The organism is Actinoplanes sp. NPDC026623 (genome assembly GCF_040638275.1).
Classification (GTDB): Bacteria; Actinomycetota; Actinomycetes; order Mycobacteriales; family Micromonosporaceae; genus Actinoplanes.
Map to the genome: position 1 here is coordinate 1 of NZ_JBEZXZ010000202.1, position 16,280 is coordinate 16,280.

Here is a 16,280-nt window from a genome sequence, read left to right on the forward strand (position 1 = left end):
ACCGCACCAACACCCAGAACCTGACCACCGCGGCACCCTGGACCTCGCCCTGGCTACCCGAGGGTTACGGGAAGGAGTTCTCGCCAGGGGCTTAGGCGTCATATGGCTCGAGGAGGCGGACGACGGAGTCGGCGACAACCCGCTCTACTTCGTAATCGCCGAGGTGACGTGGGACGAGGTCCAAGAGGTGATCGGAGAGGAGCGAGAACTCGTTGCGCTGGCCAAGGCCCAGTCGGCAACTGACGAGGTTCGACAGCGTGTCCGACCAACTCGTCGAGGACCGCTACACCGGCGAGTGGGACGACGACGGCCTGATCGACGACGTTCCGCTCGCTCGGTTCTACCGGCTCGACCTCGGTGTGATGTCCGCCGTAGCCGCCCTCGTCGCCGGCTACGCGCTCACCACGACAAGCTGCCGCGGTCATCACTCTCGCCGTGGGGAATCTCAGCCGCTCGTACGGTTTATCTGCGATGACACCCGCCTTTCCCTGATCGCCAAGGCTGCTACGACCGCAGGCTGTGCCAAGCCGTGATCAATGGGAAAAGACCCCGCGGAATACCAAAAGACATGGACCGGGCGATACTGGTCGATCAACTAGGTCGATTGAGAAATCTTTCGACGGGCAGTTCAAAGCCAGCCGCTCATATGGACGGCACCGTCGAACAGAGGCAGCCCACGGTGGATCGTCAAATGATGCTAGCGTCGGCTGAACTGGTCTATGTCTTGTCAACAATCGCTACACCGCGTTGCGCTGTGACCCTGGTGGTGAACAGCACCAAGCGGTTGTCGCGGCCAACCGCCGTACGAGGTGCCACCAGGTGAAAGGCCATGGTTACCTGAGCCGGCGCCAAATCGCCGCCAACTTCACCTGGTACAGACCCTCGTTTGCCCGCCTTGTCGACCGTCGGATACACCAGTAATGCGCCGGTGCGAGTTCCCACGAGCTGCCGCGCGTTGTCGTCGCCGATTTCGTTCCGGCCTCGCTTGATGAACTCGACGGGTCGACGGTGCGCGATCTCGCTTAGGGGCCCGTAATAGTCGCCCTTGAGTCGTTGTCGGGCCGACACGCTGATCGGTTCGTGGCCGAGGATACGTCTGCGCGTCTCGACTCCTACTTGCTGAGGGATGATCGCGACCCATCCGTCGATCTGGTCAGAGGTGAGGGAGCTGAGCCATCGCAGGTCCGGTGTCAGCGCGTCGTCCGGGACTAGACGGATCGACCGAAGGACGCTGAGGAGAACGGGGTGGCTGACCCGCCCCATCCATGCCTCGTAGTTCCACGCGCCGGTCGTGCCGTATCCGTCGGCCTCGACTATCTCGCCGTGCAGGCGTGTTTTGGTCGTCGCTGCGTCGAGTATCGGCTGGAATGCCTTGGTGTTGGCTTCGATCAGGTGTGGGTCCGACGGCCAGCGGCGGGGCTCGACCGCGATGCCGGGCGAGCGGCGTTCGGCCAGCTCAGCGTTGTACATCTTGTTGGTCGCCGTTGGCTTGAGCCAGCTGAGGTGTTGTGCGACCAGCGGCGGAACCTCTGCGGGGGTGAGCTGCCGCTCTCCGTCGACCGGGACGGCATAGCGGCGTAGCTCCGCACGGAAGTGCTCCTCGTCGCGGCAGCTCGCCTCGAACGCCGCGTGTAGGGTCGGGTTGATGTAGAGCCGGACGAGATCGCGGTAGTGCGGTCGGAACCCAAACCACCGTCCCATCTGCATCAGCGTGTCCTGCTGCTTGGTGGACCGACGGTAGTACGAGACCGTGAGCCCTTCGATGGTGAAGCCGCGAGCGAGACTGTTCCCACCGACGAGGATGCGCCACACCGGGCGCTGGTCGAAGTCGATCTCCTCGTTCTCCAGACTCTTGTCGCTGTTCACGACGATCACCGGGTCGCCGCCCTGCCCGATGTTTCGGACGGCTTGGGCGACGTATGGAGTCAGTTCTTCGTAGGTGGCGGGGGCGTCGTCCTGAGGTGCCACCGCACGACAGACCGGCAGGATGTCCGTCTCGTAGAGCTTCCGCAGCCGGTCGCCGCTGGCCGGCGCGAAGTAGCCGCCGTTGGCCCAGAGCCCGCGAACCTCAGCGGCCTTCTCGCTGTGTACCGCACGCTGCATGGCGTGGTGCACGAGCATGGTGTGGTGCCTGAAGGAGCCGGTTCCCTGTTCCTGTCGGAACAGCTTTACGGCGCCGGTGAGGACGAACGCGTCGAGGGCATCGCGCAGGTCGGAGTCGTCGTCGGAGTCGTCTGAGAGGGGACGGACGTGCGCCTTCACGTTCGACGTGTCGAAGTCCGCGGATTTCTCGCCGAAGTCGACGTCGAGATCTTGGAACTCGGCGGCGCCCATGTACCCGGTTGGCCGGTCGAGGGAGATGAGGAAATTGCTGGGGAAGATGTCCTCGGCGTCGGTGGGGTCGATGAAGACATTGGCGAACGGCGTCGCCGTGTAGCCGACGTACTGGCATCGGCGGAGGGCCACCAGCAGTTCCCCGATGCGCCTGTTGATGGTGGTGCGGTCCTTCTGGTCCTCCTGCCACTTCTTCGGATTGCTGGTATTGGGTGAGGCTTGATCGGACTCATCGTCAATGATCAACGCCGGGATGTCGGCTAGACGGGTGGTGATCTTTCCGAGGTCCTTCACGAGCTTGGCGAGAACCGAGCCGTTCTTCTTCACCACGACCAGCCGAGCGTCGCTACCAGCCAGATTGACGGCGTCGTACAGCGGCTTGGTGCGGTTGGGGCGTTCGAAGTCCAGTGCACTGATGCCCTGTTGCAGGCTGCGGTAGTCGAAGTCTCGGGTGGTGAGCCGGACGATGTCGGGTTGGCCGGCGTCGGATGGGCGGATTGCGTGGCGGACGAACTTGTCGTCGAGCCAGTCGCGGTCGGAGTGATAGTCGAAGGCCTCGGTGTCGTCCTCGCTGATGCCACGCAGGAGGTTCTCGCGGCCGACAAGTTCCATGTCGAGGCGCCGCTGGGTCTGCGCCCGTAGCAGATCGGTGCTGCCGGTGAGCACGATGACGAGCCGGTAGCCGGCGTCGATCGCCTTGGCGATGACGCCGGTGAAGTTGGCGGTCTTGCCGCTCTGTACATAGCCGACAACGAGTCCCTTGGCCTGATAACGCTCAAGGTTCGACGGTTCCGCCAGTCGTTCGACGACCTTTGTCGTGGCCGCGTCGAGGGCGGCTACGGCGTAACCGCTGAAGCCACTGCTGTGCAACAGGTGGTTGCTGTAGTGAGCCCAGTAGAAGTTGCTGTCCTGGCGTTTCTTCTCGGTGTACCAGGGTGTCCAATCGCCGTCGATGACGGTGATGTCCGTCGTCGCGATGGGGAACTTCTCGAGCAGAACGGCCGCCGCCTTATCGCTCAGTCCCAGGAGCGTGACGACGTGTGCTCGCCGTTCGCGGGAGTTAGGTTCTGTTCCCGCCGTCCACGGCGTCGCCTCGGCGGCGTCCCAGGTGGCGAGGCGAACGGCGAGGTCTCGGCGCAGCGCGTCGTCTGGTTCAGCGGTCGCGAGGTAGGCGCAAAGCGTGTCGTCATCCGTGACCATGGCGGGGTCGTCAGCCATGGAAGCCGCGAGGGCGTGGATGCGCCGTGGCCCCCGCAGTTCCATGCCGTTGAGGGCATCTCTGTAGCTGGTGGCCAGTGATTCATTCAAGGGGTCACCTCGGTGGCGATGATGTCGGCGATTGACTCGGGCACCGCGGCGCCGGGAAGTTGGGCGGTGAGGTCGATGCGGTATCTGACGTCGGTTAGCCGGCTGGGATCCAGCTCAACACCCGCCAACCGTTCGCCGGTCAGTCGGGGGAAGTCACCGGCTACGAGGTATGCCCTGGACGGCGCGCGGCGCCGCCACCGTGTCACGCAGAGCTCGGCGAACGGGTCAGACCACCCCGACGCGGCGAGCCGCTCGTCAAGGTCCTCGCGGGTTGTCGACCCCGCGACGGCGGTCCGAGCCGCATCGACTAGGTCTCCAAGACGCCACCCCTGGCTCGGTCCGGCCTCGGTGAGCTGGTGCGATACCAGCCAGAGCGGCGTGCGCGCCGTGGGTTGAAGCTGCGTAAGGGAATCGATCCAGTGCGCCCTCCGCTCGGAGGCGGTGGTTTTGACCTCGACGTCCAGACCATCGATGGCTAAGTCGTGTTCTTCGAAGTGAGGGCCACGCCAACCCGCCACAGCATCATCCGGCCCGAGTCGCCGGCAGGCGCCCAGCAGCACGAGGATCTCACCGCAGAGTCCCAGTTCACGCTGCCGGGACAACTCGCGCGTGTGTTCGAGGAGGCGCCCGAGCATCCGAACCGCCTCGACGACGGCCGCGGCGAAGCCACGCCCGTTCAACTGCGCGCGGTCGGCGATCGAGCACAGCAGGGCGTAGGAGTCGACGAACAGTGCCGGCTCGGTGATGACGACTTGGAGCTGTGTTCTGTCTTGGGGCCACGGTCTGACCTGGACGTGCTCAAGTTGGATACGCGGGGGTGTCTCACCGGCGAGGAGCGGGCCTCGTAACGAAATCGACGGTGCGTGAGGATCGATGGTGAGGGTTAGTGGTGGTTCGCCGTCGACGGGGTGCGCGATGGGAACCCCGCTGGCGAGGTACTCGCGGAATCCTGAAACGCTGAGGTGCTGGCGCGCCAGTTTCATGACCGAGCGTCCCGCTCGTATTGCGATCGTGCGGCGGCCGTCAGGACTTCCTGCCACAAGGCGACGTTGTCCCTATCCTTCACGCCGAGATATTCGCCCTCGAAGACGTCCTCCACGAGCAAGTACAGCAGCGCCTTCACGAGGGGCGCGTCGTTGAGGCCGCCGCGCGCCCCGCCGTTGATGACCTGCCGATACCGGTCATTGAGCCACAACGTCCGGTTGTCTCGATCGACGGTAAAGAGATCCAGGCCTTCGGAGCGTCTCCACCGGATGTCGATCGGTTCCTCGCCTGCGAGGAACGGGATCTCCTCACCGATGGCGCGTTTGACGGATGGGTCCAAGCCCTTACCAGGTGGGAGCATCTTGCGGCGATCGCGGCTGCGCTCCCGGGAGCGCTTGTAGGTGTTCTCAGCGTCTCGCAGGTAGTCGGACATGCTCGTGCCGGCACCGTCGCAGGCGGCCTCCGCGAGATGTGCGAAGTCCGGACCAACGGCGATTCGTGACTTCTCGGGATTCATCGTGAAGAGCCCCGCTACGTCGTCGCTGATGTCGATCGCGACCCGTGCGAGCTGGTGGCGCATGTCCGGGACGGTGAGCCCGTCCCAGCCGCCGGCGTGGAGCAGCCTGTCACCTCGATAGAAGTAGAGGCCCTGGCGCTCGACGGCTCCGCCGGGAAGTCTGAAGTTCGACAGCTTCGACCTACCCGGCCAAATGTGGCATGCGAATTGCAGACGGTGGCCGTCGCGGTCGGCGACGAGAGTCTTGGGATAGTCCGGCTGGCCGGACCGGTGGTATCCGAAGGGATCGAGCGGTTCGACCTCGAACTGCGGTCCGACAGCCGCGCGATCGACATCCTCTACATCCACCGCTATCCGCAATGAGCCTCGGGCGATGAAGCGGTGGAGTACCAGGCCCAAGTGGTTGAGGATCGTCGTGATCGTGGCGTTCAGGAACGACTGCACCCGGTCGGGATCATCGGTGACCGTGAATCCAGTGATGTCGTCCCAGCGGAGGACGGTACATCCGCCGGCGCCGTCCGTCTTGAACCCCCAGTCACGCCCCACCTCATCCGCGACAAAGTCCGCTGGAACGATGTCGCACTTGAAGTCGGCGACGTTGCCGAGCTGCCAACGCCGGCCGCTGGTCGTTCCCTGCGGCGTCCTGGTCAAGACCGTGAGGCTCCGCGCCTGGCTGAACGACGCCGCCTTCATGCCGAGCCCGAACTTTCCGAGGCTGCCTGCCTCGTACTCACGCCGGCCCCCGACGGTCATCGCCGAGTCGATTCGATCCTCCGTGATCCCGCGACCATTATCCGCGACGTACAGGGAGCACAGGCGACCGTGTTGCTGCACGAACCTGATCACGACCTCACTCGCGTCAGCGTCGATGGAGTTGTCGACAAGATCCGCGAGGGCGGTCTCAAGTCGATGGTTACGTCCGAGGCCCTCGAGGGCGTGGGGATCGGGCGGCAGGCTCACTGACCCGCTGGTAGGAACATTCTCCCGCCACGTTGACAACGCCGTCCCCATTCAGTAACTCGAACCACGTCAGGCGCAGAGATCCTAAGCCTCTATAGTGACGCACTGTATCGAACGTGAGCTGGGAGAGTAATGCCCATCGCGCGGGTGGACGACCTGACTGCAACCTGCTACGCCCAGGCAATGAACGACCCAGACCAGACACACACTGGCGTGTGCCCGTTGGCCGCGGTCCAACTGCTCTACGCTGAAAGACGTCTACACACGCTGATCGCGCCGGAGGTGGGATGCTCACAGCTGCGGACTATCTCGCGATCACCCCGTCGGGGACGCGTACGCAGTGGCGCTCGATCGTCGCACGGTCCCGGCCGGTCGACGGCCGCCGGCAGGTCACCTTCGCGCCGGTCGAAACGCTGCTGTGCCTGGCGGCGAGCCTGATGGTTAACCACCGGCGCTACGGAGGGTCTACGGCGCACCGTGCCGAGGAGCCCGTCCCGAGCCTGGCCAAACTGTTCAAACGGCCAAACAGCAGCGTGCTGGCGAAAATGGCCAATCTCGACGGCAGCCGCAGTAACGGTGCTCGGCACGAGCTAGAAGTCGCCGCCCGGCTGCTCGGTGGTCACGTCGAACTGGCTGCCATCTACCGGATTGTCGTGCGTGCTGCCCGCGACGTTGGCATCGCTGCGAACGACCTGCCTGACTTCCTGCACCTGGAACACGACGAAGCGCCTCTGATTCTACTTGGCCAGGACGAACTCAATGCCACCGACGTCGCAGGAGCGGTGTGGCGGGAACATCCGAACGTCGGCGACGAGTTGACCGAATCACTCTTGATCGCCGCAGCCCGCATTGGTCAACACCGCTTCGCACGCGACGTATTGAAGAACCACGGCCATCGATGCGTCTTTTGCGGCCTCGCTGTGACCGTCGATGATCAGCGGGCGCCACGGATGCTCGTCGCGTCTCATATCAAGCCGTGGCGGGAATGCGATTCTCGGGAACGTCTCGATGTCGCCAACGGCCTCACCGCGTGCCCGACGCATGACGTCGCGTTCGACACCGGCCTGCTCGCGGTCAACGGTGGGCTCCGTATCCACATCCACTCCGACCTGCAACGCGCGGTGGAAGCTAACCCGGCCCTGCATGCCGCGTTCGGCCGACCACCTCTGGCAGACCGCCTCCTCCTGCCGCCCAACGCTCTGGGTCCGCAGCGCACATATCTAAACTGGCATCGCGACCGCGTTTATCGCGGAGCTACGGTTAGTTGGCCCGTGGATCAATTGGGGGCCTGAGTTCGGTAGTCGGTCGGATCGGGGTCCGGGTGTCCAGCCAGTGCCGCAGCCATCGCTCCACGTCCAACAGTGGCTGCTTCGATACCTCGGTGCCGTACACCTCGGCCAGGTGCGCGCTGATCTCGCCGTGGGTCAGCCCCTTGGCCGACAGCGAGAGGGTCAGGTCGTCCCTCCGGTCAGCCGCCGCTGCCGCTTACGCACGATCTGCGGCTCGAACGTACCAGCCGCGTCCTGCGGCACCCGCACCTCGATCGGCCCGACATCGGTCAGCACCGTCTTGGTCCGGCTGCCGTTGCGGGTGTTCCCGCTGCCCCGACCCGCCGGGTCGTGCTTGCCGTAGCCGACATGGACGGTGATCTCCCCGTCCAGAGCTGATTCCAGACCCGCTTGGTCAACTGCCGCAACTGACCGTCCTCACCGGGCAGCCCCAGCTCGTCACTGCGACCACTGTCGACCAGCACCGCGATCAACTGCTCGTGCGTAGCCACCAGCCGCTGACCCTGCACACGATTCTTGTCCACGGTGAACTAGGTCATCATCTGGCGTCTCTCCCTTGGCCGGTCGATCAGGGCGTTAGTCGTACAATCCCCCGACGCGGGCGGTCGTCTGACTCCGCCGTTGTCAGGGCACGCCAAGCAAAGTCATGATGTTGAGCGAGTCGATGTCGAGCCGGGAAAGAACATCGACGAGGCGGTGACGACGTGGACGCGATCGTCGAACTCCGCAGTTGGGTTGTCGAGCGTGGCGATGGCCGAGCGGACCTCATCCGAACGGTGTCTGGCCGGTGAGGGACACCGTGTTCAGCGGCTCGTCGGCGCGTGCCGAGGTAAGGCCGCCGAACCTCTGAAAACGCTCTCGCGAGCCGCGGATCGATCGATAGGGGTGTCCGACGCCATGCCTTAGCCGACGGAAGAACCGAAGATGTCTGACCCTACGCCTACCGTGCCCGTGAAAGGAGGGGCCGATGATCGAGCAAGCGCCGAGCGGGCTGTCGAGCGTCGTGCGTCAAGGCCGGTTACGGCACAAGGCCAGCGCCGGGGTTCGCCGGTTCGCCACGACCGGCTTCGACAACGAGCTGCTGGCCGCCGTCGACGCCGCCGCAGCCGCACGGGTGCCATTGGCGCTGGTCATCCCACTACCGGCCGCGAATACCCCGGTCGTCTTGGGTGCGGCGGCGCTGGTCGCCGAGGTCGTGCGAGAGGGACGGCTCAGCGTATCGGCCACTGTCGTGAGCAGGCGGCTCTCCCAGCGCGCCAACTATGACCAGCTGTACATCGGCCCGGATCGGCTAGCCGACCACATCCCCCGCGCGCGGCTGACCGCCGACGGCAATATGGAGACGGTGGGGTCAGCCCGCCACGATCAAGGCGGGCGAATGCTTCTGACCTCCGACCTCGGCCGGGCCGCGGGTCGCGGTGGTGCGCTCGTCATCGACGGCACCGGCGGCGATCCCGGCGACGTGGAGGCCGTCGTGCGCGGTGGGCAGCTGGTGGTGTACGTCACCGACAACCCGTTCGACCACATCATCGATGTTATCCGATCCGCCGGGGGCGTCCTGTGGGCGTTCGACCCGCCGGCACTGGCACGGCTGGCGGGTGTAGAGGGTGCCCACTACAACGAGAGCGGCGAAGTGTTGGCCGCGCCAAGCACACTGCTGGCCGCCGCTGGGGCCGCCCGACGAGCCGTGTGGGCGCCCGATACCTACAGCTCGCTCGACGGCGCACTGCACGATGCCTGGACCGCATTGGGCAATCTGGCCGCAGTCGTCAAGGCCCGAGGCGCCGACCACGACACGGCGCACGGTCTGCGCTGGGCATGGGGCACCCTAGCCACCTACAGCCTCCTGGCCACGACCCCGGACCACTACGACCGGTACCAGTCCGGGGGACCGTACTCCACGACGCTGCGCGAGGCCGCCGGTCACGCGCGCGCCGTCGCCGGCAACCGCTCCGGGGTGGCCCGTGAGGCGTGGGCCCACGTCGCGGACGCGTTCACCCAACTGCACACTGCGGCAGGCGCGGCTACCAAGTTGTCGCTCGTTCAGTTCTGGCTCAACGCACTCTCCGACGACGGGCGGCGAGGACTTGTGGTCACCCGCAACAGGGTCGCGGTTTCGGCCCTCACCGCCGCGCTCGAGGAATCGACCGCCACCCGACACGGCTGGCGAGAACACGTGCGAGTCGTGAGCGCCCGCGACGTGCTGTGTGGCCGTGTCGACGCGTTGCCCGTCGACACGATGCTGGTCACCGGGCCGCTTCCGCGAGCTTATGCCAGCCTGGTCGCCGCGCCTCCGGCCAACGAGGCCATCACCGCCGTCGCCGGCGCTTGGGAGGCTTCCCGCGCCGTCCGCCAGATTGAGGCCACCCTTCGATCTCTGCGGTCGCTGCGCGAGGAGACCCGAACCGTAAGCTCGCGTCGAATGGGCGTGCCGGCCGCTCCGGCATCCGTCGAAACTGAGCGTGATGCCGTCACCGTATGGCGCGCCGAGACTGCGCTGAGCCGTGCCGAGCTAATCGCCACCGACGGCTCGCCGTGGGTACCGTTCAGCCTCGACGTGCTTGCGATAGCCGCCAGCACGCCGCATGGCCGCGACGACGCCCCGGACGTGGCACCCCCGGCCCGCGCCAATGAGGGCGCCGCCCGCGCCCACATCCATGCCATTACCGTCACGTTCGCCGACGACACCTACCTGCTCATCGGCCCAAACGACGTGGTGTACCGACGGCGCGGGAACGAATCCGGCCGGATGGCGGCGAAGTCCCTGCTTCCTGGCGACGTGATCGCACTGGTCGACTCCACCGCCCGCCGTGACCTCTTCGACACCGTCATCGACGCTCTCTCCGAGCTGCCCAAATACGCGCCGCTAGCGATGCTGATCGCGTTCTGGCACCAACGCATCACCCGAGTCCGCGATCGGGGAGTCACAGTGCGACAAATTCTCGCCTCCATGCGGGCCGGCCCCGACCCGACCGGGATCACCACCGAAGCCGCGATCGGACATTGGTTGCGCGGACTCGTCGCCGGCCCAGCTGACCCGGCCGACGTGCGCCGCTTCGCCGTAGCCGTCGGTGACCGGGAACTCGTCCAGCGAGCCGACGCCGTCGGGAGAGCACTGCACACCAGCCGAGTACTCAACCGAGCCGTCGGCCGGTGGCTAAGCGCGCAGATCACCGGCGCTCGAATGCGCAACGACGACGCCATCGTCGACTCGGAGCTCGGCGTGCACATCGCTGACCTGCTGGAAGCGGTGTCCCTGCACCAGGTCGCAACGGTGGATCCGCGGCTGACCCTAGTGACCGCCGCCGCAGTCGGCGTGCTCCGCACGGCCGTGGCCGCCGACGCCCCAAACCAGGCCGTCAGCTGAGAGACAACCATTGACAACGCACGGTGACGCCTGTGAAGCTCTATTCACAACTTCATATGACTACGCACGGACACGCGAGGACCTCAAGGTCCGGACCGTCCCATCGCCTACGGGCTCACCAACTGATGTTCGAAAGGAAGCCGCCATGACGGCTACAACAAGCACGCCCGCGCGAGCGCTGATCCGTGACCAGCTGCTCGCCTCCTTGCAGAGGCGCATCCTCAGCGAGGCCGCGGGTGAACTCATCCCTACGGGAGCACGGCTTCTCGGTGCGCCGCATCGCGATCAGGTCTGGCTCGGACAGCTGTCCGGCGAGCCCCAACTCGTCGCCGACATCTCCCGAGGCCTCACCGGTGACCGCCTGGTTCCCGCCGCAGAGGGCTTCTCCTTCCAGCTTGCCAACAGCACGACGGCCGCCCTGTTCGAAGTCGAGCTGTCGTTCTGCGTGTACGTGACCCTGCACCCCAGCTTTGAGGAGCAGCGCGCGTTCCTCGATGCCGACCAGCACACGCCCACGAATCCCTCCAGCCAGGCCGCAAGGACCGGTGCCAGCCCGCAAGGTCGGCCGCTTGCCACCGTGTGGACGAAAGTACCCGTCGGCCCGGTGCCGGTACGTGTACGGATCGACGTCGAGGATTCCGGAGCATTGCGCTTCGGAGAGGCTGAGATCACCGCCGCCGTGAACGCAGCGGTCGCCACCGCCGTCCGTGCGGTCGGCCAGCCGTACCGCGCCCGCCGCAAGACCCGACCGGCCGGCTCACTGCCTCGCGACGCCGACATGTATGACGACGCCGCGTGGACCTCGTACACGACAGGCAACCTACTGGCCGCGGTCGACGCCGCGCTGCCGCGGTTCGTCGTGACGATCGACGTGGACGTCACCGCGTCCGATGCAGGCAAAGACGTGCTGATGACCGTGGTCAACGCCACCCCCGCGGATGAGGCGCAGTTCGCCGACCGCGCCGGCACCGACAATCTGGACCGCCCACACCTGGACACCCACCTCTACGAGGTGCGGCTGTCCGCGCGGACCGATGCGGCTCTGTGGCCCCATACCCTCGAACAGGTCGCCCGCTCACACCGCTACGACCGCACCGTCGAGGCGTTCGGGCAGGCGTCTCCGGTCGAGGTGAGCGTCGACGGGTCCACCACAACGCTTAGAACGGCCTACGGCGCGGTCGCGGAGACCGGCCGGGTCCATCCCCGTACCATCGCCGCCGACGGCAGGCGGATCGACGTCACGTTCGAGTCGCTCATCGCGAACCCGACCGGCACCGTCAACGCGTTGGTCGACGCACATTCGACCTGGGTCGAAGCGAACTGGTCCGTCGGCGCGCTGAGATCGTTGCGTGCGGACCGCGGCTGGGACGACGCTGCGGCTGACGCCGCCGCCGCGGATGCGCGCGCCGCCCGCGACGAGAACACCTGGTTGCGAGCCGGAGCCCAAGCGCTAGTCGACAACGCGGATCTCCGTGAGGCGTTCGTGCTGGCAAACCGCGCTATGCGCGAGGTCGCGGCCGCCAAGGGTTACGACTCATGGTGGCTGTTCCAGATTGCGTGGATCATCGGATGCCTGCCCGCCGTGGTCGATCCCGCCGTCGATCTCGACGTGCAGATAGAGACCGTCCCGCCAGGCGGCGGCAAATCCGAGGCCTACCTCGGGGTGACCCTGACCCATCTGTTCTACGCCCGACTGCGCGGCGGGACCGCCGGAGTGAGCGTGTGGGCGCGATTCCCGCTGCGGCTGCTCTCAGCGCAGCAGACACACCGCTTCACGCAGGCAGTCCTGGCCGCTGAGGTACTGCGCAAGCGCGACCCGCGGATCAGCGGCGGCGACCCGTTCGGAGTGGGGTTCTTCGTCGGTGGCACGAACACCCCAAACCGCGTTTACCCCGCCGAAAGCCAGTACAGTCGCGGACTGGACCCGCACTCGCCGAAGCTGGCCGATCGCTGCCGCATCCTCGAGAGATGCCCAATATGTACCCAGCCGGTAACCGTTCGGTTCGATGAGCGAACCTGGACCATGCAGCACGTCTGTGCCAACACGAACTGTCCTCTCACGGGTGTTCTCCCGGTGTGGGTGATCGACGACGACATCTACCGGAACGCGCCGGCGGTGCTTGTCGGCACCGTCGACAAACTGGCGCAGATGGGCCACGCCGATCAATTCAAGATCCTCTTCGGCCGGGTGCACTCCCGCTGCCCCCGGCACGGTTACACGGCGAACCCGTCATTCTGCGCTGTATTCGGCTGCAACGAGAACCGCACGCCAGCCCGTGATGGCTTCGGACACCTGCGTTGCGAGATCACCGACGAGCTGCACCTGCTCGACGAAAGCCTCGGCGCCCTCGATGGGATGTACGAGACGCTGTTGCAGCAGATCGGCGAGAGCCTCGGGAACCCTCCACTGCATATTCTCGGCGCCACCGCCACGCTGGAGGGCTACCGCGAACAGGTACGGCAGCTGTACCGCCGTGACGGCGCCCGACGTTTCCCCGCGCCTGGCCCAGACGCGGAGGAGAACTTCTTCTCTCGGGTGCGTACTGACGACCCGCTGCGCCGCTACGTCGGCGTGCGACCCCGCAGAACCACCATGGTCACCGCCTCCGCCGACGTCGCCCGCATTCACGCCGCCTGGCTCGCCGCCGCGGTCGCCGATCCCGCCGCCGCTGCGACAGCGGCCGGGTTGGACGCCTCCGATCCCGACGTCCTTAGAGAGGTCACCGCGGCCGTCGAGGACGACCTCGCCGTGCTGCTCGCCTACTGCCTGCGGAACGAGGACCTGTCGTCGTTCATCCGGGACGATCGCGTCCGCGAGCTACTCGACAGCGAGGATAACCTCGCCAAAATCTCCGGCAGCGTCGACCCGGCGGAGATCCGCGAGGCGGTGGCCCGTCTCGACACCCCGCCCGCCGACCCGGCTCGGCGGATCCGGATCGTCGCCGCGACCCGCGCCATCGGGCATGGCTTCGACTCCCCCCGCCTGAACGTCATGGTGCTCATGGGCACCCCCGCCCAGGCGGCCGAGGTCATCCAGGCCACCGCCCGCGTCGGACGCGCCCACCCGGGTCTCGTCATACACGTGTTCAACCCGTCCCGCGACCGAGACTCATCGGTGTTCCGGTACTACGCCGCCTGGATCCGATACCTCGACCGGCTCGTGACCAAGGTGCCGGTGAACCGGGAATCGTTGCCCGTGCTGCGCCGAGCGCTACCGGGCGCGCTGATGGCATACCTGCTGCAGGTGCACAACCTGGCCTGGATGACGTCAGGACCGCGGCGCTTTTCCCTGGCCAAGTCCGACCAGTTCCGCAATGCCCTCACCGCCGGCCACCTCGACCGGAAGACCCTCGTCACCGACCTCAGTACAGGCCTCGGCCTGGACCCGGCGAATCCGTACCACCAGGTCCACCGCAACGAGGTCGAACAATTCGTAGACGAGACGATGTCCCGGATGACCGTATCGGCGGACCCCAACCGTTCGACCGCCGAGCTGCTGGATCCTTCGGTCCCTCGCTCACTACGCGACGTGGAAGAGCCGATCACCATCTACAAGAACGTCTGAGGGGCGGCCCGCTATGAGCTACGACGAGATGAACCGCACCGCCGTCCAAGCGTTGTGGAACCACATGCCACACCAGCCCTACGGTTGGCAGGACGGCACGGTAGCGGTAGGCCTGGCCCCTCGGCAGGTGACCACGCTGGACATTCCCGAGGCGTGGGTGACGCCGAGGCTGCGTCGACTCATCCGGCCCTTCGCGCAACTGCGCTCACAGATACCCAACTCCGGCCCGGAACTCGAGATCGTCCAGCGGGAGCAATACCGCCTAGTGCAGGCGGAAGATTTGCGCGCCACCCGATTCCCGAACACCTTCATCTGCACCGTCTGCGGGCATTTCGCTACAGTCCGCCCCGGCGACGACGCGCCGGCATGTCCGGCGCGTCACGGCCCGCTCGCCCAGTTCCAGTTCGCCGAGGTGCACAACTGCGGGCTCCTAGCCGAGCTGCGACCGCCGCAATGCGCTAACAATTGCCGGGCACCGATGCAATTGCATAATTGGCGGCAGCTGTCGGTTGCGCGGTGGTTCTGGCGATGCTCGCGTTGCGGAGCTCGCTCGGAGCGGAGCGTCGTCCGGTTCTGCACCCAATGCCGCAGCGGCCGTTCTACAGTCCTGCGAGTCCCGCAGACCTCGATCCACTACCCGCAGGCGCTTACGGTACTCAACCCGCCGACTCGGACGACCTACGGCGCCTTGGCTGATCACGACGCCCGCGCCGCGGCGGTCGGGCAGCTCATCGGCGTCGTTGAGCCGGGGTTCGACGGGCTGCAACGGGCCGTCAGCGGACACGACGACGCGCTCGCCCAAGTGCAGGCAACCGTGAAGGCACTCGGCCTCGCGCCCGACGATCCTCTCTTGACCCAGCTGTTAGAAAAGGCCCGGCAGACCGACGACGAGGGCGGCAATTGGCGTGCCCAGGTCGAGGGGCTCGGGCTGTCTCCCGAGACCCTGGAGATCGTCGGCGAAGAGGCGCTGGCGCTGACTCTGGCCAGCGCGGCGAAGCCGCTGACCATAGGCGACCTGGAGGCCAACCCGCCAGCGCCATCACTGCTGCCCACCTACCAGCATTATCGCCAGCTGCTCGACCGCTACCATCTCGCAGACGTCACACTGCTGCGCGAGCTGCCAGTCGCCTACGTCGTGGCGGGATACACCCGCCTTTCGCCGCAGGCGCTACAACGCACCCGCAGCGGGGACCGCACGACCTGGTTTAAGTTCTTCGACGCCGATAAGTCGGGCAAGCACCCGATGTACGGCAAGCGCGGTGACACTGAGGGCCTTTTGGTCCGCATCGACCCGCTGCAGATCGTGCACTGGCTGGTCGACTCCGGCCTCGTACCCGACCCGGGGACAACCGACGCCGGAAGGGCGCGCCAGTGGCTGCTCGGAGTGTGTGAACCGGTTGTCGACGCGTTCAACGCACCAAGCCACCGGATCACCGCCGCCGCGCTAGGGCTGGTGCACTCAATGGCGCACCGGTTCATGAAGGCGCTCGCCGTCCGGTGCGGACTGCACGTGGACTCCCTCGCCGAGTACCTGTTCCCATCAGCAGGCGCATTCCTGATCTACGCGAACACCCGCAGCGAGTTCACGCTCGGTGGCATTGAGCATGTGTTCCGCTTCGATCTCGCTGACGCCCTTGAGGAACTCGACGCGGACCCGCGATGCGTCTTCGACCCGCCCTGTCGGCGATCCTTCGGCGGGGCGTGCGCGGCCTGCCTGCATACCAGCGAAGTCGCCTGCGAGCGGTTCAACACTGTCCTGGACCGTAACCTGCTGTTTGGAACTCTCCCCGCGCCCGCGGGATCGACGGCCCCAGCCGTAGACGAAGTGTCATGGCGCGGCTTTTGGACGCAGTGACCTAACCTAAGCTTTCTGTTTAACGTTGATTTCGCCGTTTCGGGGTCTTGACCTGGGATTTCCTGATGGCGGGGTAGCGGGGTGCGGGCGTGGATCGGGAG

General features: G+C 66.2%; 8 protein-coding genes and 1 pseudogene. 5 read left to right on the top strand and 4 right to left on the bottom strand.

The genetic code is table 11. From position 1 onward, the window contains the following. The first annotated feature begins 257 nt into the window (after positions 1–257). The gene (locus AB0F10_RS37150) at positions 258–533 is read left to right on the top strand and encodes a hypothetical protein (RefSeq protein WP_360636399.1); all 276 of its coding nucleotides are present in this window, start codon (positions 258–260) and stop codon (positions 531–533) included. A gap of 184 nt (positions 534–717) precedes the next feature. Here the strand turns inward: AB0F10_RS37150 and AB0F10_RS37155 are convergent, their stop codons facing one another. From AB0F10_RS37155 to AB0F10_RS37165, 3 genes are read right to left on the bottom strand one after another with little or no spacing between them, the layout of a single operon-like run. Then, positions 718–3,642, bottom strand: a complete 2,925-nt coding sequence (locus AB0F10_RS37155) for a Z1 domain-containing protein (protein ID WP_360636402.1) — start codon at positions 3,640–3,642, stop codon at positions 718–720. Then, positions 3,639–4,625: a PD-(D/E)XK motif protein gene (locus tag AB0F10_RS37160; protein WP_360636405.1), complete on the bottom strand. Its 987-nt coding sequence runs from the start codon at positions 4,623–4,625 to the stop codon at positions 3,639–3,641. Before AB0F10_RS37160 ends, AB0F10_RS37155 begins: the two co-directional genes overlap by 4 nt. Then, entirely contained in the window at positions 4,622–6,103 is a 1,482-nt protein-coding gene (locus AB0F10_RS37165) for an ATP-binding protein (RefSeq protein ID WP_360636408.1), read from the bottom strand. Before AB0F10_RS37165 ends, AB0F10_RS37160 begins: the two co-directional genes overlap by 4 nt. A gap of 287 nt (positions 6,104–6,390) precedes the next feature. Here AB0F10_RS37165 and AB0F10_RS37170 point away from each other — a divergent pair, with 287 nt between their 5' ends. Next, positions 6,391–7,395 (top strand): HNH endonuclease, encoded by a 1,005-nt coding sequence (locus AB0F10_RS37170; RefSeq protein WP_360636411.1) that lies wholly within the window; start codon positions 6,391–6,393, stop codon positions 7,393–7,395. 67 nt (positions 7,396–7,462) lie between these two features. Here the strand turns inward: AB0F10_RS37170 and AB0F10_RS37175 are convergent. Beyond that, a pseudogene (locus AB0F10_RS37175) lies at positions 7,463–7,886 on the bottom strand (transposase); the annotation flags it as partial. A 473-nt stretch (positions 7,887–8,359) separates the two neighbouring features. Here AB0F10_RS37175 and AB0F10_RS37180 point away from each other — a divergent pair. The 3 genes from AB0F10_RS37180 (at position 8,360) to AB0F10_RS37190 (ending at position 16,179) form a co-directional block, all read left to right on the top strand. Next, positions 8,360–10,759, top strand: a complete 2,400-nt coding sequence (locus AB0F10_RS37180; protein ID WP_360636414.1) for a hypothetical protein — start codon at positions 8,360–8,362, stop codon at positions 10,757–10,759. Positions 10,760–10,904: 145 nt separating this feature from the next. Continuing rightward, the gene (locus AB0F10_RS37185; protein WP_360636417.1) at positions 10,905–14,324 is read left to right on the top strand and encodes a helicase-related protein; all 3,420 of its coding nucleotides are present in this window, start codon (positions 10,905–10,907) and stop codon (positions 14,322–14,324) included. A gap of 13 nt (positions 14,325–14,337) precedes the next feature. Next, positions 14,338–16,179, top strand: coding sequence for a hypothetical protein (locus AB0F10_RS37190; RefSeq protein WP_360636420.1), 1,842 nt, complete (start codon positions 14,338–14,340; stop codon positions 16,177–16,179). Positions 16,180–16,280: the final 101 nt, after the last annotated feature.